Here is a 20369-nt window from a genome sequence, read left to right on the forward strand (position 1 = left end):
CTTTTCTTTACAAATCTTCGTCATTTATCATGGAAGAATCGGCTCTCGCACGGTATACCAAAACAGTGTCTCGATAGATGATCAAATAATCAGGGAGCCAGCATGAACCACAAGGGGAATACGGGATTCACCACTTATCTGGTGGCGGGGGTTTCGGTAGGAGCGCTCTGCGCCATCGCACTGATGAGCCTTTACGGCGATCTCAGCGCGCCGACGCCGCCGTCGCCGGAACAGTTCGTTGAAAGCCAGCCGACTGCTGCCTTGCCGGTGCCCGGTGCGGTCGAAGTCGCACCGCCTGCCCAGGCGGCAGCCCCTTTGCCGACGGAAACGCTGAGCGCCGCCCCGGTCGTCGCCGTCACCCCGAGCAGCGATGCCGCCAGCGCCGTGGTACCGCCAGCGCCCCCCCCTGTGGTCGCCGACAACGGCGCATCAAGCCGCGACGAGTTGCTGCGCATGCTGGAAGACTGGCGCAAGGCCTGGGCCAACCGCGACGTCGAAGCCTATTTTTCGTTCTACGCCGCCGACTACGCGGGAAATACCGACAGCCCGGCAGCCTGGCAGGCCAGCCGGCGCCGCGTCATTGACCAAGCCGGCCTGATCGACATCAGTTTCGGCGAAGCGACGATCGAAATGGATGGCAAGGAGCGCGCCACCCTGACTTTCCCGATGAACTACCGGTCGAAGCGTTTCGAGGACGAAGGCGTCAAGCAGTTGCAACTGGTTCGCGACCAGGGCAAATGGCGGATTACCCGCGAGCAGTTCACCGCCAACTGACGAATTCGGCAATCGCCGCCAGCACGGCCGCCGGCTGGTCGCGCTGCGGCGTATGCCCGCAGTTCGCCAGCTTGAGCAGGCGCGTTTCCGGCACCTGCTCGGCAATCACCTCGATCTGGCGCAGCGTCGCATACTCGTCGTCCTCGCCCTGAATCGCCAGCACCGGGCAACGGATCGCCGGCAGGAAGGCCTCGATGTTCCAGTCGCGAAAGGCCGGCGCCAGCCAGCAATCGTTCCAGTCGGCAAAGACTCGCGGCGCATCGCGGTGGTAGCGCGCCAACTTCTGCGGCCAGTCGCTGTTGTGCCAGAGTTCGCGCGCGGCGCGGATGCCGGCCAGGGTTTCTGCCTCGACGAACTCGTGCGGCGCCATGACGACGACGCCGACCGGCCGTTCGGGAAAACTGCCGGCAAAGATCAGCGCGATGCTGCCGCCATCGCTATGGCCGACCAGCAACGGCCGCTCGACCGCCATTGCCGTCAGCAAGGCCGGCAGGATGTGCTGCGCCTCGCGGTGCATGTAATCCGGCTGGCGTGCCTCCGGATGCGGATCGGAAGCGCCATACCCGGGCCGTGAATAGACGATGGTCCGGCAGCCGGTCGCCGCCGCCAGTTGCTGCGGAAAATCGCGCCACATGGCGACGCAGCCCAGCCCTTCGTGCAGCAGGACCTGGGTCGGCAGCCCGGGACGGGTGGCGGGAATATCTAGGGTTTCAATGCGATAGCCGGGAATCTCGATCGTATTCATGCATGCAGAAGAAAGTTGCGGACGACGTCGATCTGGTCGTCGGAAAGGAACATCGGGGCGTGTCCGACCCCGGAAATCTCGGCCAGTTCCGCGCGCGGCCCGGATGCGCCCATGCGCTGCCAGGTATCGCACGCCAGCAGATCGGAATCGGCGCCGCGGATGGCCAGCGTCGGACAGCGGATCGCCTCGTAGAGCGGCCACAGCGAGATGTCGCCGTCGCCGAAGGCGGCGCGGAACGGCTCGGCGATGCGCGGATCGTAACGAAAACCCCAGCGGCCGTCAGGGCGCTGGCGGATGCTGCTCTCGGTCAGCTCGAGCCATTGCGCTTCGCTCAAGCTGCCGAAGGGCGCGCTGATCTCGCGCAGGTAGGCGACTGCCTCGGCCGGGGTCGCCCAGTCCGGATCGGCACCGACATAGGCAGCGATGCGCTGCAGCGCAACACGGGTGATCGACGGCCCGACGTCGTTCAAGACCAGGCGCATCACCGGCGAATTTTCCTGCGCCGCCAGCGCCATGCCGATCAGGCCTCCCATCGAGGTACCGAGCCAATGCACGGTTTCGACATCGAGACGGGCGAGCAGCGTGACCATGTCGGCAACGTACTGGGGAATCGTGTAGGCCGCCGGATCGCGCAGCCAACCGCTGAGGCCGCGCCCGACGACATCCGGACAGACGACCCGGTAATGCCCGGACAGGGCCTGCGCCAGACGATCGAAATCGCGCGCGTTGCGGGTCAGGCCGTGGACGCAGACGAGCACCCGCGGATTGTCGCGCTCGCCCCATTCGTAATAATTCATCCGGTGCAGCCCGGACGGGCTGAGACAGCGGACGCTGCGTTGTTTTATCGTCATTGCGTCTTCCTCCTCGGACGCAATGTATCACCGTCCCTGCCAGTATCGTTGGCGCAGTTGTCGCCAGGCAGCGATTTCCCGCCCCGCCGGGCGTAGCGTCAGCAGCAAGGCACCATCGCGATCGGTCCGCCACAGGCGGGCGCCCGTCGTTGCGTGACGTTCCAGCACCTCTGGCCGCGGATGGCCGAAACGGTTGCGATGGCCAACCGAAAACAGCACCTCTTTGGCGCTGACCGCAGCGAGAAATTCCGCCGTCGACGAGCCCTTGGCGCCATGATGCGGTGCCAGCAGGACGCTGCTGCGCAGCGCCGGCGCATCGCGCGCCAGCATTGCGGCTTCCTCGCGGGCGCCGATGTCGCCGGTGAGCAGCAAGCGCTCGCCGCCGACCGTCACCGCCAGCACGCAGGACAGCGCGTTGTGGCGGCCGCTGTCGGCATAGGCCTCGGCTGCCGGATGCAGGATCGTGAAATCGACGCCGTCCCAGCGCCACGTCTCGCCAGCCGCGCAGCGCCGCCCAAGCGCCGCTTCCGACGAGAGCGTCTGGCCGACCGGCAAGGCCGCGCGCAGCGAATCGACGCCGCCGGCATGATCAGCGTCGCCGTGGCTAACCAGCAGGCGGTCGATGCGCGTCGCCCCCAGCCAGCGCAGATAGGGCACGACCACGCGTTGCCCGGCATCGGCGTCGGCAGCGTAGCGCGGGCCGGTGTCGTAGACCAGCAGGTGGCCACGGGTGCGCACCGTCACCGCCAGCCCCTGGCCGACGTCGAGCACGGCGACGCGCGCCTCGCCGTCGGGAATTTCCGGCGCCGGCCAGAACAGCAGCGGCAGGAGCAAGCTCAGCCCCAGCCAGCGCCCCGGCACACCACGCGGCAGCAGGCAGACGACGACACCGAGGGCAGCCAGCAACAGCGCCGCCGGGTGCGGCGCCGGTACCTGCCACATAGGCCAGGCCGCGCACCAGATCAGGAACTGCATCAGCGGTTCGAGCACGGCGTGCGCCGCCTGAAGCAGGAAAGTCCACGGCAGAACGGCGGCGAGCAGCGCCAGCGGCGTCACCAGCAGGCTGATCACCGGAATCGCGATCAGGTTGGCGAGCGGCGAGATCAGCGGAAACTGGCCGAAGACCAGCAACAGGATCGGCAGCGAGGCAAGCGTCGCCGCCAGTTGTACCGCCCCCCAGCCGCGCAGGCGATCACGCCAGCCGCGGCCGGCGCCGACCAGCGCCGCGCCGACATGGAGCAAGGCGGCGACGACGCCGAAGGACAACCAGAAACCCGGCGCCAGCACCGCCCAGGGATCGACGATCAGGACGACGACCAGGGCCAGCGCCAGTACCCGGGCGGGCGCCACGATACGACCGGAAAGCATGGCCGCGACGGCAACCAGCAACATGTACAGGGTGCGTTGCGCCGGCACCCCGAAACCGGCCAGCGCGGTATACGCAAAGGCCGCCAGTGCCGCCGTCAGCACGCCGACCTTCTGCGCCGGCCAGCGCAGCGCCAGTCCCGGCAGACGGCGCCACAGCCCAGCCAGCAACGCGCCGCAGAGCCCGGCAACGAGGGTGATGTGCATGCCGCTGATCGCCATCGCGTGCGTTACCCCGGTACGGTTGAAGACCGTCCACAGATCGCCGTCGACCGCCTTCTGGTCGCCCACCGCGAGCGCCGTCAGGATGCCGCGCCAGGGATGGCTGGCTGCCGGCAGGGCACCTTCGAAACGCTGGCGGACCGCTGCCCGCAGCCGCTCGACGACATAAGCCGGGCGCACGACGAAAGCGTCGACACGCTGCGCCGGCGCCGGCCGCACGTAGCCGGTGGCACGGATGCCGCGTTCGAGCAGCCACAGCTCGTAGTCGAAACCGCCGGGATTGGCCGCCCCGTGCGGCCGCTTGAGGCGGACGGTGAATTGCCAGCGCTCGCCAGGGCTGACCGGGTGGCGCGTCTCGCCGTCGTCGTACCAGGCCAGTTGCACACGCTGCGGAACGACGGCGCTGGCATCGAGCACCCGTTCGATGGCGAATTCGAAACGCAGGCCGCGCTCGAAATCCTGCGGCAAGCCGGCGACCACGCCGACCACCGCGACATCCCTGCCCTCCCACGCCGCGCCCAACTGGTCGGCCAGACGCAGTTCGGCACGCCACGCCGCCCAGCCGAAACCGAGGCCGCAGGCGCCGATCAGCAGCAACAGTTGCGCTGGCCAGCGGCGCCAGCGCCAGGCCGGCAGGCACAGGACGAGCCCCGGCAGCGACCACCACAAGGGATCGGGCAACTGCGCCTGGATCTGCAGCAACAGCACACCCAGCGCGAAGGCAAACGCGGCGGATTTCATGCCAATATCATGGCACGAAGCGTTACCGACGGCGAGCCCGGCCTTTGCGATAATCGCCCCATGCGCCGCCTGCTCAAACGCTACCTGCCGGATCACGAGACGATACGCCGCAACCCCTGGTTACGGCCGTTCGAAAATACCCTGCTACACCCGCGACTCTGGCACCTGAACCGCCGCTCGGCGGCCGGGGCGATCGCCGCCGGGCTGTTCTGCGGGCTGATTCCCGGGCCTTTCCAGATGCCCGGCGCCGCCCTGTGCGCCATCCTGTTCCGCGCCAACCTGCCACTGGCGCTGGTGGTGACGCTCTACAGCAACCCGTTCACCATCGTCCCGCTCTATCTGCTGGCCTACCAGACCGGCCGCCTGCTGATCGGCGATACCGCCGGCTTCCTGTTGCCGCCGGCGTTCAGCTTCGCTGAGTTCGGCGCCTGGACGCAAGCCATGCACACCTGGATGCTGGCCGTCGCCCGGCCACTCGCCGTCGGCCTGATCGTCCTTGCCGACGGCCTGGCGCTGGCCGGTTACCTGCTGACGCGCGGCGCCTGGCGGCTCTACCTCGTCCGCCACTGGCACCGGCGCCGCGCCCGCAGGCGCTCAGCCTGACTTCTTGCGGTGGTCGATGACGCGCACCGCCTTGCCCATCGAACGCTCGATGGCGCCGGTCGGTTTGACATTGACCTGGCAGGAAACACCGATGAAGTCCTTGATGTCCTTCTGCACCTTGGCGGCGATGCGGTCCATCGCCTCCTGGCCCTTGGCGAACAGCGGCGGGCTGGCCTCGACATTGACCATCATCGAATCCATGAAGCCTTCGCGGAAAACCTCGATCTGGTAGAAGGGCGACAGCGTTTCGGTACGCATCAGCACCGCCTCGACCTGGGTCGGGAAGACGTTCACCCCGCGGATGATCAGCATGTCGTCGGAACGCCCGGAGATGCGGCGGATGCGCGCATGCGTGCGGCCGCACTTGCACGGCGTGCGGTCGATCACCGAAATGTCGCGGGTGCGGTAACGCAGGATCGGGAAGGCTTCCTTGGTCAGCGAGGTGAACACGATCTCGCCTTCCTCGCCGTCAGGTAGCGGCTGGCCGGTGGTGACATCGACGCACTCGACGAGGAAATGGTCTTCCCAGATGTGCAGGCCCTTCTTGGCCTCGATGCACTCGACGCCGACGCCCGGCCCCATGACTTCGGACAGGCCGTAGATGTCGATCGCTTCGAGCCCCAGGCGCGCCTCGATCTCGTAGCGCATTTCCTCGGTCCACGGCTCGGCGCCGAAAATGCCGACGCGCAGCGGCAGCTTGCGCGGGTCGATGCCGATGCTCTCGGCTTCCTCGGCGATGTTCAGCGCATAGGACGGCGTGCAGCACAGCGCGGTGGCTTCGAAGTCGGAGAGCAGCATGACTTGCTTCTGGGTCTGGCCACCGGACATCGGCACGGTCAGCACGCCGAGTTCCTCGGCGCCGTAATGCAGGCCGAGGCCGCCGGTGAACAGGCCGTAACCGTAGGCGTTGTGCAGGCGGTCGCCGGGATGCAGGCCGGCGGAAGCCAGGCTGCGGGCGACCAGTTGCGCCCAGTTGCTGATGTCGCGCCGGGTATAGCCGACGACGGTCGGCTTGCCGGTGGTGCCGGACGAGGCATGGACGCGAACGACCTGCTCGGTGGGCACGGCGAACATGCCGAAGGGGTAGTTGTCGCGCAGTTGTTCCTTCTTGGTGAAGGGCAGCAGACGGGCATCGGCCAGCGACTGAATATGGTGCGGCTTGACCTCCAGTTCATCCATCGCCTCGCGGTAGAACTTGACCGTCGCGTAGCAGCGCTCGACCGTGCTGCGCAGCCGGCGCAACTGCAAGGCCTCGAGCTCTTCCCGTGGCAAGGTCTCGTTCTCGATGTCGAAAATCATGAAGCTTCCTCCCTGGTTGCTTTCTGTTGTTGTCAAAAAGGGAGAAATGATACGCCGGCCGGCGCCGGCGCGCGCGGCTGCGGTTTCAGGTGTGGAAGCGGCCAACCTCGCCGTTGAGCGTCTCGGCCAGCTGGCGCAGGCCGTCGGCGGTATGGGCGTTGCTGCCGGCGGCGGCGTTGTTCTGTTCCGCCATCTGGGCGATGCGCTCGACATTCTGCGCAATCTCGGTGCTGGCCGCCGCCTGCTCGCGCAGGGCGACGGTAATCTCGGACACCGCCTCGACCACCCGCCGCGCATGTTCCTGGACCTGATCGATCGACTCGCCGGCCCGCTGCGCCTCGACGACGCCGAGCCCAACCCGCGCCACACCACGCTTCATGCTGTCGACCGCAGTCGCCGTCCCGGACTGAATGGCGGCGATCATGCCGGCGATTTCCTGGGTCGATTTCGCGGTCCGCTCAGCCAGCTTGCGCACCTCATCGGCGACCACGGCGAAGCCGCGTCCCGATTCGCCGGCCCGCGCTGCCTCGATGGCGGCATTGAGGGCCAGCAGATTGGTCTGGTCGGCGATGTCCTTGATCGTGCCGACGATGGTCGATATCTGGTCGGACTGTTGCCCCAGCGCCTCGACGCTGGCCGCCGAGTGATTGACCGATTCGGCGATGCCCTGGATTTCGGCAACCACCCGGCGCACCGTCTCGCCGCCCTCGCCGGCAACGCGATCCGACTCCCGGGAATAGGACTCGGCATCCTGGGCGTTCCTGGCGATGTGATCGACACCAACCGTCATCTGCTCGACCGAGGCCGCCATGCTCGACGCCGAGTCGCTCTGCGTGCCGGCGCTGTGCGAAATCTGGTGACTCGAGCTGGCCAGTTCGCCGGCCGCGTTGCGCAACTCGCCAACATCGTCCTGGATGCGCGCCAGCAGGGCCCGGATCGACGCCGCCATGTCGTTGAGGTCGCAGCCGGCGGCGTGCAGTTCATCGTTGCCGGCGGTCGCAAAATGCACCGTCATGTCGCCATCGGCCATGCGCCGGGCGCCGACGGAAAACACTTCGACCGTGTCGATCACCGAATAATAGGCGCCAATCCCGAGATAGGCGACGAGCAGCGTCACCAGGGTCGCCAGCACGCCCTGCAGCAGCAGGACGCGCTGGGCATCGGCCTGGCGTTTCTCCAGTTGCTTCTCGAACTGCGGGATCAGGGTGTCGTACATGATCCGGTAGCCGAGATCGATGACCTGCGTCGTCAGCGCGAAATAATCGGCGGCCGAGGTCTGGAAGCGCTCGTTGAGGATGTCTTCGCGAACCAGATTGAACACCTTGCCGGTGGCCTCAGTGAATTCACTGCTCGGCCCGCTCAGCACGGCGCGCTGTTCAGGCGCGTGCTTCATCGCCTTTTCCAGATTCGCATTCTGCTGTTTCAGGTTTCCACTCAATCGTTCGAGCAGGGCGACGATCTCGCGCCGCATTTCCAGCGTCAGCTCCTGCGCGCTAAGCGCCCCGGTCCCCCGTGCACGCATGATGCCAAGTGGTTCGAGCATCGCCGGCATCTTGTTGACGACGGTATCCATGAAGTAATAGGTGTCGATCACCGGATCCAGCGTCAACTCGGTTTCGTCGGCCAGTTCGACCATGAAGGAAAGGACGCTGGCGATCATCTGGCTGTGCCGGGCCAGGTTTTCCGGCGCCGGCCAGTTCAGCCCCTGGTGGCCGATTTCCGTCCATTCACCGCGGATCGCCTGCCAGTCCTGACTGTCGCGCAGCGCCGGCGTGAGGCGGGCGGCGGTTTCCTCCAGCGCCCGGTCGACTTCCTTCGCCACCTGCGCCCGCCGCTCCTGCATCGCCGCATTGCCGTTGAGCACCCCCGACGACAGCCCACGATGCTGCTGCATGAACTGCACCGTGCGATTCATCGGTTTGAGCATCTGCAGACCGGCCAGCTCGTGTTCGGCGCTGCGGATGTCGCGGCGGAGGCTGTCGTAAAGCGTTGCCAGCAGCACCAGCAAGACGACCAGCAAGGCGCTGCCAAGAAAAATGAACTTGGCGCGGAAACGCAGGCGATTCATCAAAGCCACTGCCGGCAGGAACAAGGCGCGCATTTTTTTCTACCCCCAGGCTACGGACGCGACCAGAATAGCCAGAGAGCGAAAAATGTCAAACGAATATCAGGCGGTGAATAGCTTCCCGTCGTTCAGTTCGATCATCGCATCGGCCCTGGCCGCCAGCCCGCGGTCATGGGTGACCATGACCAGGCTGGCGCCCTGACGCCGCACGTGTTCGAGCAGCAGTTCGAAGACGCCGGCAGCAGTATGACTGTCCAGATTGCCGGTCGGTTCATCGGCCAGGATGCAGGACGGCCGGCTGACCAGCGCGCGGGCGATTGCCGCACGCTGGCGTTCGCCGCCGGACAGCTCGCCCGGCCGGTGCTCCAGGCGGTGGCCGAGGCCGACCGCGGTGAGCATCTCAGCCGCCGCCGCCAGGGCTTCCGGACGCGCTTGACGCCGGATCAGCAGCGGCATCGCGACGTTCTCCAGCGCCGAGAACTCGGGCAGCAGGTGGTGAAACTGGTAGACGAAGCCGAGATGGCGGTTGCGCCAGTCACCGCGATCGACCTCGTTCAAGGCCGAGAAATCGCGCCCCATCAGCGACACCGTGCCGGCGCTCGGCGCGTCGAGCCCGCCCAGCAGGTGCAGCAAGGTGCTCTTGCCGGAACCGGAAGCGCCAACCACGGCGAGCGTGGTGCCGGCGGCAAGGCTCAGATCGATGCCGGCCAGCACCGCCACGTCGAGCCCGCCGCCACGGAAGGTCTTGGCCAGGCCCTGGGCCTGCAGGATGATTTCACTCATAGCGCAGCGCCTCCGCCGGATTGACCCGCGCCGCGCGCCAGCTCGGGTAGAGCGTCGCCAGTAGAGAAAGCACGAAGGCGATCAGGGTGACGCCCCAGACATCGCTCCACAGCAGTTCGGACGGCAGGTCGGAAATGTAATAGACGTCCTTGGCCAGGAACTGGATGCCGAGCAGGCGCTCGAGCGCCGGTACCACGACATCGACGTTGAGCGCCAGCGCCACCCCGCCGGCGACGCCGAGCGCCAGCCCGATGCAGCCGACCAGCGCGCCCTGGATCATGAACACCGCCATGATCGAGCGCGGCCGGGCGCCAAGCGTGCGCAGGATGGCGATGTCGGCCTGCTTGTCGGTGACCGCCATGACCAGCGTGGACACCAGGTTGAAGGCGGCAACGGCGACGATCAGCGAGAGGATGATGAACATCATCGTCTTCTCGATCTGCACGGCGCGGAAGAAGTTGGCGTGGCTCTTGGTCCAGTCGTGGATGTAGGCGTCGGCGTTGATGTAGGCGACCAGCTCGCGGGCGATGCGCGGCGCCTTGAACAGGTCGTCGACCTTGAGGCGCACGCCGCTCACCTGCTCGCCCATCTGGTACAGGCGCTGCGCGTCCTGCAGGTGGATCAGCGCCAGCCCGGAGTCGTATTCGTACATGCCGACCTCGAAGATGCCGACCACCTTGAACGAGCGCACGCGCGGCACCACCCCGGCCGGCGTCACCGTGCCCTGCGGCGCGATCAGCGTCAACTTGTCGCCGGTGAACACGTGCAGCGAGCGCGCCAGGTCGGCGCCGAGGACAACGCCGAATTCGCCGGGCTTGAGGTCGTCGAGGCTGCCGCTCTTGATCGTCTTGCGGAAATCGGCGACACGGTCTTCCTGTTCGGGGACGATGCCGCGGATCAGCGCCCCCTTGACCTCGCCATCGACCGAGAACATCCCCTGCGACTGGACGAAGGGCGCCGTCGCCCGGACTTCCGGGTGTTTCTCGACACCGGCGGCGATCGACTGCCAGTGCTCGAGCCCGCCGTCGATGCCGGTGACCTGGATGTGCGAGGCGACGCCAAGGATGCGCGTGCGCAATTCCTTCTGGAAGCCGTTCATCACCGAGAGGACGACGATCAGCGCGGCGACGCCGAGACCGATGCCGGCCATCGAGATCAGCGAAATGAAGGAAATGAAGTGGTTGCGACGCTTGGCGCGCGTGTAGCGCAGGCCGATCAGCAACTCGTAGGGCAATGACATGCGTATTCCCGCAACGCAACAAAACCGCTATGGTACACGCACCCGGAAACCCCGGCCCAGCAACCTGTTGAGGAAATTTGCAATGATCGTCACCAATATCGAGACCGTTCCCGGCAAAACCATCGTCAAGCACCTCGGCCTGGTCAACGGCAGTACGGTGCGCTCCAAGCACGTCGGCCGCGACCTGATGGCCGGGCTGAAGAACATCTTTGGCGGCGAACTGAAGGGCTACACCGAACTGCTCACCGAATCGCGCGAGGAAGCGCTGCAGCGCATGCTTGAGCAGGCCAAGGCGATCGGCGCCAACGCCGTGGTCAATGTCCGCTTCTCGACCTCGTCGGTCGCCGCCGGCGCCGCCGAACTGTTCGCCTACGGCACCGCCGTCGTCGTGGAATGATGCGATGTTCGACCTGATCTTATTCCTGGTCCTGCTGCTGCTCGGCTTCGTCTTCGGACAGCTCGCCGAAAAGCGCCATTTCAAGTCGATCATCGAACGCGAGAAGACGCTGCGCGACATCCTCGTCTTCTCCGAACGGCGCATCCCGGACGAAGAGCGCCTGGAAGGCATCCTGGTCTGCGGCAGCGTCGTCGTCTCGGTCGATTTCTTCAAGCGCTTCGTCGCCAACCTGCGCAATCTGGTCGGCGGCCGCGTCAGTTCCTATGAATCGCTGCTCGAACGCGCCCGCCGCGAAGCCGTCCTGCGCATGAAGGAAGAAGCGCGGCGCAAGGGGGCGAGCGGCGTCTGGAACCTGCGCCTGGAAACCGCGTCGATCTACAAGGGGGCGGCACAAAGCGTCGGCGCCGTCGAAGTCGTCGCCTACGGCACCGCCGTCCGGGCGCGCCGCTGAAGCATGAGCGGCTACGAGAACCGCGAGGTACCGGAAGGCATCAACGTCAGCCCGACGCATCCGCTGAAGGATTTCGTGCTGCTCGTCGGCGGCATCAGCGCCGTCATCCTGGTTGCCGTGCTCGCGCTATCGCTGCTCGCCGGCCAGCTTGCCCGCCATATCCCCTTCGCCCAGGAACAGGCGCTTGCCGCCAGCTTCAGCCGCTGGCTGCCGGCGGCCCCGGCAAAGCCGGGCGAGCGCCAGCGCCGCGACTACCTGCAGGCGCTCGCCAACGGGCTGGCGGCCGACATGCAATTGCCACCGGGAATGACGCTGACCGTGCATTACGCCGACAGCGACACGGTCAACGCAATGGCGACGCTGGGCGGTCACATCGTCGTCTTCCAGGGACTGATCGACACCCTGCCCAGCGAGAACGCGCTGGCCATGGTGCTGGCCCACGAAATCGCCCACATCCGGCACCGCGACCCGGTCGTTGCGATGGGCCGCGGCTTCGCCGTCGCGCTGGCGCTGGCCAGCTTCTCCGGCGTCGGCGACGGCGCCTTGCAGCAATGGCTGGGCGGCGTCGGCATGCTGCCCATCCTGTCGTTCAGCCGCGCCCAGGAAGAAGCCGCCGACGCTGCCGCGTTGCAGGCGGTGCTGCAGCGCTACGGCCACGTCGGCGATGCCGCCGCCTTCTTCGAGGAAGTCGCCCGCCGGCAGTCGATGCCGTCCGGACCGACGCTGCTGCAGACGCATCCGGATACCGAGCAACGCATCGCTGCGATCCGTGAATTCGCCGCCCGCCACGGCACTGCCAACCCATCGCCGGCGATTGCGCTGCCGGCCTTCATGCGCGCCGGCGCGACGCCCGACTAGCTAGCCGGCAAGCGCCGCGTCGATCAACCGACGGGCGATGCTCACCGGGTCCGGCAAGGCCGGCAGCGCGTCCGGCGCGAACCAGGCGGCGTCCTCGATCTCGCCCGGTTGGGGAACGATCTTGCCGCCCGCGTAATCGGCGAAGAAAGCGATCATCAGCGAGTTCGGGAAAGGCCACGGCTGGCTGGAAAAATAGCGCAGCTCGGCGATGTCGACGCCGACTTCCTCGCGCACCTCGCGCGCCGCGCATTGCTCCAGCGTTTCCCCGGGTTCGACGAAGCCGGCCAGCGCGCTGTAGACGCCTGCCTTGAAATGCGGGCTGCGCGCCAGCAGCAGTCGCTCGCCGTCGCGCACCAGGACCATCACCGCCGGCGACAGCCGGGGATAGACGACCAGTCCGCAGGCCGGGCAGGACATCGCGAATTCCCCGCCGAGGCGCGCGGTCGGCGTGCCGCAACTGCCGCAATGGCGGTGGTTGGCCTGCCAGTCGAGCAGTTGCGTCGCCCGCCCGGCGAAGGCAAACACCTCCATCCCGGCCAGTCCGTGCAGCGCCCGCAGGGACACCGGCTCGCCGCCGGCGATCGCTGGCCAGTCGGCAACATCGAGCGCCCGACAGGACCGGCCACCGATTTCGCCGACCACCAGGCCGCTGCCCGGCAGTCCGAAATCCGCCGCCGTGCCAAAAGGAAAAGGCCAGTCGCCGGGCACGGTGAATACACGGTGCTGGCAGCGCAGGATCCAGTATGCGGCCTCGTTCATCGATCGACTCCGGGCAGGAAAAGCCGGCAGTTTAACGCGGCGCCGTTCAGCTCACCGCCTTCGGCGCGGGCTTGCGGAAACGGCGCCAGAGCAGGCGGGCCAGCCCGCCGAGCAACAGGAAGGCGATACTCCACGGAATGAAGTAGGCAATCGCCGTGATCGCGCCCGACAAGCCGTGCGCCAAGTTGTCGACAAACTCGTCCAGAGCGTCGCGCACCGGCCGCCAGGACGACGTGGTGCCGGTCGCCGATATCGACAGGCGCAGCACTTCGGTATTCACGCGTTGCAGGTCATGGGCGCGGGCGCCGCTGATTTCCTCGATTTGTGCCTGCGTCTGAGCCAGTTCCCGGTTCACCGTGATCATCGCGTCAATATCGCCACTGGCCTTGTTGCGCAGAACTTCGAGCTTGCTCCGATAGTCGTCCAGCATGGCCAGCTTCTTGGCCGAATCCTCGAGCGGGCCGGCCAGGTCTTCCGCCATCGTCGACTGGCTGGCGACCCGGCCGGCGGCGCTAAAGGCCTGCACCAGTTGCCGGATGCCAGCCGGCCTGGCGCGCAGGGTGAGCTGCGCATAACTGCCCCGCCCGGTGCCGATGCGCGATTCAAGGATGACGCATTGCTCGGCCACCGCGGCCAGACAGGCGGCTTCGGCCTGCTGGTGAACCTCGGCGACGCGTTCCTCGACCACCTCGAGATCAATGCTGTGCTCGTAGGCTAGGTAACGGCTTGGGCTGTCGGCGGGTGCCGGTGCACTTGCCGCGCTGCCGGCACGCTCCACCGGCGCCATCGCCTGGCTATCGGCTTCGGGCTTGTTGCCGCAGCCGGCAAGGACGAGGAAAGAGAAGAGAATCAACAAGGAACGCATCGCTTGCTCCCGGACGAATGCGGCAAGGGACTTCATGGGATACCAACCAAGGTGGCCCGGCTTTCAGGCTGCGCCGCGCGCCTAATCGAGCACGAAGACCATGCCGAGCACACCGAACGACAAGGTCTGGTCGCCCGCCGTGGTGTAGGACGCAAGGCCCAGGCTGTGGTAGTTGGAAGCGAAGGCGACCAGGGCGCCGACGCCGAAGGCGGCATTGAGCTGGCTGCGCTCGGCGAGCACCGTCTTGATCTTCTCGCGATGACGATCAGCCGATGGATTGAGCAACAAGGCAGCGCCGAGCAGGGCGGCGCCGACGATGGCGCCAGTCAGGAAGGAACGGCTCATGATGAACTCCGCAGAAGATATGACTTCGGGGTGAAAAGCAAGGCGCTGCAGGCTAACACACCCTGCCTTCAGCCGGCAGCCCGCGTATGCATGACGATGCGGGCAACCCAGGCGAAGGCCAGCAGGTTGGCCGCCATCGCGACGTAGCCAACCAGCGGATAACCGCTCAGGTGGCCCGCCGCATCGACCTCGATCAGGGCGCCGCCGAGGGTCGTCGCCAGGCCCATCGCCAGCGCCTGGACAGTGCCGTTGAGCGACATGAAGGTGCCGCGCAGACGCGGTTGGGCGGCCGAAGTGACGATCGCCATGGCGGGAATCATGCGCCCCGAAATCAGCACGAAGAAGCTGGTCGAACAGACCAGCCAGCCCCACAGCGGTAGCTGTCCGGCATGGGTGACGAGCAGCAGCGGCAACAGCGCCGCCAGCGCCAGCCAGCGATAGACCGCCACCTTGCCGCGACGGTCGGCCCAGCGGCCGATGGCGCGGGCGCTAAAGAAGGTGGCGGCGCCGCCGACCAGGTAAACGAGGGGAATCTCGGACTGGGCGATGCCGACGTTGCCGACCGCCTGGATGGTGATGTAGGGAATCACCGTGAACCCGGAGAAGATGACCAGCGCCGAAAACAGCAAGGCGCGCCGATGGTTGCCTTCCTTCAGTACCTCGCCGGCCGCCGCCAGCGGGTGCGCCGGGGCGCCGAGATGGCCGTGCAGTTCCGGCAGGCAGCGCCGGCCGACGCCGATGCAGACGGCGGCGATCGCCGCCACCAGCACGAAAGGCGCGTGCCAGCCGAGGTGGTTGGCCAGCCACAGCGAGAGCGGCACGCCGGCGATGGTCGAGATCGAGAAGGCGCTGGCGACGACACCGGTCGCCTGGGCGCGGCGGGCAAACGGGATGGCATCGCCGATCATCGTCTGCACCAGCGCCCCGAGCAGGCCGCCGAAAGTCCCGGCCAGCCCGCGCGCCACGAGCAGCGTGGCATAACCCGGCGCCAGCGCGCAGGCCAGCGTCGCCAGTCCGAACAAGGCAACGACGACGAGCAGCAGGCGCTTGCGTTCGAAACGGTCGACGAAGGTGGCGCCGAGCAGGCCGGCCGCCGCCGCGCTGAAGCTATAGGAAGCGACCAGGAAGCCGAACTCGCCGGCGTTGATGGCGAAGGCCCGCATCAGGATCGGCCCGAGCGGCATCATGATCATGAAGTCGAGGATGTGGCCGAACTGGATGGCGGCCAGGACCAGCAGGAGCAGGCGTTCGTTGCGCGGGGTCAGTTCGGTGGTCATCGGCAGGCGGTTTTGCGGGGGACGCCAAGGATACGCGGCAAGGCGGCGGACCGGTAGCGCGGGATTGTCACCGGAAGCCGGCAGCGATTACCATGCGGCCATGCACTTCGCCCTCCTCTTCCTGATTGTGGCGGCGCTCGCCGCCACCCTGTTCCCCGCCTGGGGCTGGCCGACGGTACTCGGCAGCGCCTTCGCCGCCGTCGTCGTCCTGCGCCTCCTGCTGATGCTCGGTGGCCGGCGCGGCAAATCGGCCGACGACGCCGCGAACTGAGGCGGCCGGCCGCCTCCCGGTGATAAACTCGCAGCTTCCCCAGCCCCGAGTTTCGCCGTGCGCCTCACCCTGCTCGTCCCCGAACTGATCTGGCCCGAACCGGGCGACACGCAAACCCTCGCCGACCTCAACACCCCGGCCTTCGCCTGGCTCGACGGGCATGCCGAGTTCACCCGCGGCGCACCGCTGGCCGTGGAATCCGCGCTGCTCGAACAGTTCGGCATTGCCAACGCCGGCAGCGCCGCCTTCCGCCGTCTCGGCGAAGCCGAGAGCGCACCCGAGGACGGCCACTGGCTATGCGCCGACCCGGTGCACCTGCGCTTTCACCACGAACGCATCGTCCTTGCCGACGCCGGCGCCTTCGACATCGACGCCGTCGAAGCGCAGGCGCTGGTCGGCGCGCTCAACGCCGAATTCGCCGAGGTCGGCGTCTTCCACGCGGCGACGCCGCGGCGCTGGTACCTGCGCCTGCATGCCGCGGTCGACCACGTTGCCGCGCCGCTCTCCGCGGTCGCCGGCCGGCGCATGGACAGCGACCTGAGCGACAAGACTTCGCCGCTGCACCGCTGGCTGAACGAGGTGCAGATGTTCCTCCACCTGCACCCGGTCAACGCCGCCCGCGCCGCCGCCGGCAAGCCGGCGATCAACAGCCTCTGGCTGTGGGGCAACGGCCCGGCGGCGACGCCGGCCGGCGGCCCCGACGCAGTTTTCGCCGACGACCCGCTGGCGCGCGGCCTCGCCCGCGCCGCCGGAATCGCCGCCCAGCCCCTGCCGGGCGCCGCCAGCGCCGTCCTCGGCAGCGGCGCGCAACGGCCGCTGGTCGTCGTCGACACGCTGCTGCCGAACGTCCTCTACGAAGACCCGGACGGCTGGCGACGCGCCTGCGAACGCTTCGACGCCGACTGGCTGGCGCCGATCCAGAAGCGTCTCGGCAAGACCGTCAGCGAGCTCGTCGTCGTCGCGCCGACCATCTACGGCCGCCTGCAATGGACGCTCGCCGCCGGCGCGCGCTGGAAGTTCTGGAAATCCGGCCGCAACCCGCAACAAGTCGCCCTGGCACTGGCCGGGCCGCAAGGAAAAGCATCTTGACCCGCATCGTCACCCGCAGCGCGCCGCCGCGCACCGTCTGGCAACTCGAACAGCAAGGCCTGCATCCCCTGCTCGCCCGCCTCTACGCCGCGCGCGGTGTCACCGACAAGGCCGAACTCGACTACGAACTGAAATCGCTGCTGCCGCCCAGCGTGCTGACCCACGCGACCGACGCCGCCAGCCTGCTCGCCGACGCCATCGAGGCCGAGGCGAAGCTGCTGATCATCGGCGACTACGACTGCGACGGCGCCACCGCCACCGCGGTCGGCATGCGCGCCCTGAAGGCGCTCGGCGCCGACGTCGATTTCCTGCTGCCCGACCGCTTCAAGCTCGGCTACGGGCTGTCGCCGGAAATCGTCGAGGTCGCCGCGCAGCAATCGCCCGACCTGATCATCACCGTCGACAACGGCATCGCCAGCCTCGAAGGCGTCGCCCGCGCCCAGCAGCATGGCATCGCCACGCTGATCACCGACCATCACCTGCCCGGCGAATCGCTTCCCGCCGCCGACTGCATCGTCAATCCCAACCAGCCCGGCTGCGACTTCCCGTCGAAGTGCATCGCCGGCGTCGGCGTGATGTTCTACGTGATGCTGGCGCTGCGCGCCGAACTGCGCGAACGCGGCTGGTTCGCTGAGCGCCACGAGCCCAACTTCGCCGACCTGCTCGATCTCGTTGCCCTGGGCACCGTCGCCGACGTCGTCAAGCTCGACCGCAACAACCGCATCCTGGTCAGCCAGGGTTTGAAGCGCATGCGCGCCGGCCGTTTGCAGCCGGGCATCGCGGCGCTGTTCAAGGCCGCCGGGCGCGACGCGCGCAAGGCCACCGCCTTCGACCTCGGCTTTTTGATCGGGCCGCGCCTGAACGCCGCCGGCCGCCTGGCCGACATGCGACTGGGCGTCGAATGCCTGCTCACCGACGACCCGGCGCGGGCGCTCAACATCGCCCAGGAACTCGACAATCTGAACCGCGAACGCCGCGAAATCGAATCCGGCATGCAGGAACAGGCGCTGGCGCTACTTGAGACGATGGACGTCGACGCCGCCGCGCCCGGCGTCGCCCTCTTCGACCCAGACTGGCATGAAGGCGTCGTCGGCATCCTCGCCTCGCGCATCAAGGACAAGCTGCACCGGCCGGTGTTCGCCTTCGCCCAGAGTGAGGGCGGCATCGTCAAAGGCTCCGGCCGTTCGATCCCCGGCCTGCACCTGCGCGACGCGCTCGACCTCGTCGCCAAGCGCGCCCCCGGCCTGCTCGTCCGCTTCGGCGGCCACGCCATGGCCGCCGGCGCCACCATCAAAGCCGGCGATTTCGAGCGCTTCCAGACGCTGTTCGCCGAAGTCGCCGGCGAACTCCTCGCCCCCGCCGACCTTACCCGCACCCTGGAAACCGACGGCCCGCTCGAAGGCGGCTACATCAGCCTGGAAACCGCCAAGCTCTTGGAAAACGAAATCTGGGGCCAGGGCTTCCCGGCGCCGCTGTTCTGCGACGAGTTCGAAGTCGAACAACAACGCGTGCTCAAGGAAAAACACCTGAAGCTGCGGCTACGCAAAGGCAACAGCCGGATCGAAGCAATCCAGTTCAACTTCGCCAGCCAGCCCGGCCACAACACCCGCGCCGCCTACCGGCTATCGGTGAACGAATACATGGGCGTCGAGACTCCGCAGTTGATGATCGAGTATCTGGAGTAAGCGGTCATTTCAAATCAGGAAATCCGATTGCAGCACAGCCACATCCGTCATACCCTTGCTCAACTCCCCTGATTGCAAAGTAACTGGCGCTATCTCTGCGCTCTATGCAGATGGAAAAAACGGACACTCCACCTAACAGAAAAAGAGCCGACGGTCAGGTTACCGGTCTCGCTGGCGAATTTTTCGTCGCTGCCGAACTGCTCAAAAGAGGCTTGCAAACCTCATTGACGTTCGGCAACGCAAAAGCAATAGACCTCTTGGCGTTTAATCCCCGAACCGAGCGTTCTTTCACGGTTCAGGTAAAAGCGATCCGGCGAAAAAATGTCTTCCCGATTGCTCACGCCAAGGTTAATCCGCTGCATACCTACGTCTTCGTCATCCTCAACGACCCCGGGCAAGCAGTCCAATATTTCATTGTCCCCGGCGACACTCTCGCCAAGGAACCTGAGCGCTTTGTAGCACGCTGGTTCATGGACCAGAAATTCCCCGGCATCAATTGGCGGGTTCTGCAAGAACAAGGTTTCGCCGACGCTTGGCAAGTGTTTGACGCCCCTCTGCTCGCGACCAGCATCGACGGTCATTGCGCATCATGAACCATGACAAATCCGCGCGCGGCAACTCAAGCCAATTCTTCGTCGCTGGCGAACTCTGCAGACGCGGCTACGCCGCCGTGGTCACACTGGGCAACACTCCCAACACCGATGTACTGTGCAGTAATCGGGAAGGAACCAGGTTCGTGCATATCCAGGTCAAGACCTTTATCCCCGGCACTAAAACATGCAGTGTTGGCCTCAAGGCTGAAAAGGACTTTGGCCCCCGGTTCTTCTGAATACTCGCGGGAATTCCCGAGCCTGACTCGTCGCGAGCATTCGAGTATTTCATCATCCCGTCCGCGGACATGGCACAACATGTCCACAAGTTTCACCAACAATGGCTTCAATCCCCCGGGAAGAACGGACAGACGCACAAGGATAGCGTTGTCCGCGCGGTCAACGTCCCTCCAAATGCCTACTCGCATCTCTGGCGTATCGAAGCCTACCGAGAACGCTGGGATCTGCTTTCCGCTTGCCTTGACGAATAAAAACCTGTTCATCTGAATTCAAACACCATGCGTATCGAAGGCAGCCTCAAACAATGGAATGACGACCGCGGCTTCGGCTTCATCGCACCGAACGGCGGCGGCCCGGAAGTCTTCGTGCATGTCTCGGCCTTCCCGCGCGATGGCGTCCGCCCGCGCATCGGCGAGCGCCTGAGCTTCGAGATCGAAACCGGCGCCGACGGCAAGAAGTAGGCGAAACGCCTGCTCTGCCACGATCGGACGACGGTCGGACAAGCGGCGCAGCGCCCCCGGCCAGCGCGGCGCGACGATGCGCGGCGCGGAACGGGCTGGCTCGGACGGCTGTTGTCGACGCTACTGATCGCCGGGGTCGGCTACTACGGCTATAACACCTATCTCCAGCGCCAGCAGATCGCCGGCTCGGCACCGCGGCTGGAAACCGCAGCACCCCGGGCAGCAATCCCCGAACCCGCCGCGCAAAGCTTCCGCTGCGACGGACGCCAGCACTGTTCCCAGATGAGCTCTTGCGCCGAAGCGGAGTATTTCCTGCGTCACTGCCCCGGCGTGAAGATGGACGGCGATTACGACGGCCGGCCTTGCGAAACCGGCCCCTGCTGACTGCAGCCG

The 20369-nt window shown here is 66.6% G+C and carries 23 protein-coding genes; 12 read left to right on the top strand and 11 right to left on the bottom strand.

Annotated features, from left to right (window positions below):
- Nucleotides 1–102: 102 nt before the first annotated feature.
- On the top strand, nt 103–774 hold the full coding sequence (locus tag ACE3OV_RS12725; RefSeq protein ID WP_374327591.1) for a hypothetical protein: 672 nt from the start codon (nt 103–105) through the stop codon (nt 772–774).
- On the opposite strand, the gene ACE3OV_RS12730 is transcribed toward ACE3OV_RS12725, so the two are convergent.
- The 3 genes from ACE3OV_RS12730 to ACE3OV_RS12740 are packed head-to-tail and all read right to left on the bottom strand — an operon-like array spanning nt 761 to nt 4698.
- A complete protein-coding gene (locus ACE3OV_RS12730; RefSeq protein ID WP_374327592.1) occupies nt 761–1519 on the bottom strand; it encodes an alpha/beta fold hydrolase in 759 nt (252 codons plus the stop codon). The two genes, ACE3OV_RS12725 and ACE3OV_RS12730, sit on opposite strands and share 14 nt — an antisense overlap.
- Nucleotides 1516–2370, bottom strand: coding sequence for an alpha/beta fold hydrolase (locus ACE3OV_RS12735; protein ID WP_374327594.1), 855 nt, complete (start codon nt 2368–2370; stop codon nt 1516–1518). Before ACE3OV_RS12735 ends, ACE3OV_RS12730 begins: the two co-directional genes overlap by 4 nt.
- A gap of 27 nt (nt 2371–2397) precedes the next feature.
- The gene (locus ACE3OV_RS12740; protein WP_374327596.1) at nt 2398–4698 is read right to left on the bottom strand and encodes a DNA internalization-related competence protein ComEC/Rec2; all 2301 of its coding nucleotides are present in this window, start codon (nt 4696–4698) and stop codon (nt 2398–2400) included.
- Nucleotides 4699–4758: 60 nt separating this feature from the next.
- Between ACE3OV_RS12740 and ACE3OV_RS12745 the strand changes: the two genes are divergently transcribed.
- A complete protein-coding gene (locus tag ACE3OV_RS12745; protein WP_374327597.1) occupies nt 4759–5301 on the top strand; it encodes a DUF2062 domain-containing protein in 543 nt (180 codons plus the stop codon).
- On the opposite strand, the gene ACE3OV_RS12750 is transcribed toward ACE3OV_RS12745, so the two are convergent.
- The 4 genes from ACE3OV_RS12750 to ACE3OV_RS12765 form a co-directional block, all read right to left on the bottom strand.
- Nucleotides 5293–6600 (bottom strand): phenylacetate--CoA ligase family protein, encoded by a 1308-nt coding sequence (locus ACE3OV_RS12750; RefSeq protein ID WP_374327599.1) that lies wholly within the window; start codon nt 6598–6600, stop codon nt 5293–5295. The two genes, ACE3OV_RS12745 and ACE3OV_RS12750, sit on opposite strands and share 9 nt — an antisense overlap.
- An 85-nt stretch (nt 6601–6685) precedes the next feature.
- Complete coding sequence (locus ACE3OV_RS12755) at nt 6686–8701, bottom strand: methyl-accepting chemotaxis protein (RefSeq protein ID WP_374327600.1); 2016 nt, start codon at nt 8699–8701, stop codon at nt 6686–6688.
- A 66-nt stretch (nt 8702–8767) separates the two neighbouring features.
- Entirely contained in the window at nt 8768–9448 is a 681-nt protein-coding gene (gene lolD / locus ACE3OV_RS12760; RefSeq protein WP_374327602.1) for a lipoprotein-releasing ABC transporter ATP-binding protein LolD, read from the bottom strand.
- On the bottom strand, nt 9441–10682 hold the full coding sequence (locus tag ACE3OV_RS12765; protein ID WP_374327692.1) for a lipoprotein-releasing ABC transporter permease subunit: 1242 nt from the start codon (nt 10680–10682) through the stop codon (nt 9441–9443). The genes lolD and ACE3OV_RS12765 overlap by 8 nt, the downstream gene beginning before the upstream one ends.
- An 88-nt stretch (nt 10683–10770) precedes the next feature.
- Between ACE3OV_RS12765 and ACE3OV_RS12770 the strand changes: the two genes are divergently transcribed.
- Genes ACE3OV_RS12770 through ACE3OV_RS12780 form a run of 3 tightly spaced genes read left to right on the top strand, consistent with a single transcriptional unit; the run spans nt 10771 to nt 12394 of the window.
- On the top strand, nt 10771–11085 hold the full coding sequence (locus ACE3OV_RS12770; RefSeq protein ID WP_374327605.1) for a YbjQ family protein: 315 nt from the start codon (nt 10771–10773) through the stop codon (nt 11083–11085).
- Nucleotides 11086–11089: 4 nt separating this feature from the next.
- Nucleotides 11090–11536: a YbjQ family protein gene (locus tag ACE3OV_RS12775; protein ID WP_374327606.1), complete on the top strand. Its 447-nt coding sequence runs from the start codon at nt 11090–11092 to the stop codon at nt 11534–11536.
- Nucleotides 11537–11539: 3 nt separating this feature from the next.
- Nucleotides 11540–12394, top strand: coding sequence for a M48 family metallopeptidase (locus tag ACE3OV_RS12780; protein ID WP_374327607.1), 855 nt, complete (start codon nt 11540–11542; stop codon nt 12392–12394).
- Here the strand turns inward: ACE3OV_RS12780 and nudC are convergent, their stop codons facing one another.
- The 4 genes from nudC to ACE3OV_RS12800 all read right to left on the bottom strand — a co-directional run bounded on the left by nudC (nt 12395) and on the right by ACE3OV_RS12800 (nt 15640).
- Nucleotides 12395–13153 (bottom strand): NAD(+) diphosphatase, encoded by a 759-nt coding sequence (gene nudC, locus ACE3OV_RS12785; protein ID WP_374327608.1) that lies wholly within the window; start codon nt 13151–13153, stop codon nt 12395–12397. It lies immediately after the preceding gene.
- A 46-nt stretch (nt 13154–13199) separates the two neighbouring features.
- Nucleotides 13200–14018: a DUF4349 domain-containing protein gene (locus ACE3OV_RS12790; RefSeq protein ID WP_374327609.1), complete on the bottom strand. Its 819-nt coding sequence runs from the start codon at nt 14016–14018 to the stop codon at nt 13200–13202.
- Nucleotides 14019–14099: 81 nt separating this feature from the next.
- Entirely contained in the window at nt 14100–14363 is a 264-nt protein-coding gene (locus ACE3OV_RS12795; RefSeq protein ID WP_374327610.1) for a hypothetical protein, read from the bottom strand.
- Between the two features lie 68 nt (nt 14364–14431).
- Entirely contained in the window at nt 14432–15640 is a 1209-nt protein-coding gene (locus ACE3OV_RS12800) for an MFS transporter (protein WP_374327612.1), read from the bottom strand.
- 100 nt (nt 15641–15740) lie between these two features.
- Between ACE3OV_RS12800 and ACE3OV_RS12805 the strand changes: the two genes are divergently transcribed.
- From ACE3OV_RS12805 to ACE3OV_RS12835, 7 genes are all read left to right on the top strand, one after another.
- Nucleotides 15741–15911: a hypothetical protein gene (locus ACE3OV_RS12805; RefSeq protein WP_374327614.1), complete on the top strand. Its 171-nt coding sequence runs from the start codon at nt 15741–15743 to the stop codon at nt 15909–15911.
- Between the two features lie 57 nt (nt 15912–15968).
- Nucleotides 15969–17000 (top strand): hypothetical protein, encoded by a 1032-nt coding sequence (locus ACE3OV_RS12810; RefSeq protein WP_374327615.1) that lies wholly within the window; start codon nt 15969–15971, stop codon nt 16998–17000.
- Nucleotides 16997–18685, top strand: coding sequence for a single-stranded-DNA-specific exonuclease RecJ (gene recJ, locus ACE3OV_RS12815; RefSeq protein WP_374327616.1), 1689 nt, complete (start codon nt 16997–16999; stop codon nt 18683–18685). Before ACE3OV_RS12810 ends, recJ begins: the two co-directional genes overlap by 4 nt.
- A 110-nt stretch (nt 18686–18795) precedes the next feature.
- On the top strand, nt 18796–19278 hold the full coding sequence (locus ACE3OV_RS12820) for a hypothetical protein (protein WP_374327617.1): 483 nt from the start codon (nt 18796–18798) through the stop codon (nt 19276–19278).
- On the top strand, nt 19275–19514 hold the full coding sequence (locus tag ACE3OV_RS12825) for a hypothetical protein (RefSeq protein WP_374327618.1): 240 nt from the start codon (nt 19275–19277) through the stop codon (nt 19512–19514). Before ACE3OV_RS12820 ends, ACE3OV_RS12825 begins: the two co-directional genes overlap by 4 nt.
- Nucleotides 19515–19793: 279 nt before the next feature.
- Nucleotides 19794–19976 carry a cold-shock protein gene (locus tag ACE3OV_RS12830; RefSeq protein WP_374327620.1) on the top strand — a complete coding sequence of 61 codons (183 nt, stop codon included), beginning with the start codon at nt 19794–19796 and terminating at the stop codon, nt 19974–19976.
- 111 nt (nt 19977–20087) lie between these two features.
- Nucleotides 20088–20360: an excalibur calcium-binding domain-containing protein gene (locus ACE3OV_RS12835; protein ID WP_374327622.1), complete on the top strand. Its 273-nt coding sequence runs from the start codon at nt 20088–20090 to the stop codon at nt 20358–20360.
- Nucleotides 20361–20369 lie beyond the last annotated feature (9 nt).

Origin of the sequence: Azonexus sp. (genome assembly GCF_041909095.1) — a bacterium.
In the GTDB taxonomy this organism is placed as follows: domain Bacteria; phylum Pseudomonadota; class Gammaproteobacteria; order Burkholderiales; family Rhodocyclaceae; genus Azonexus.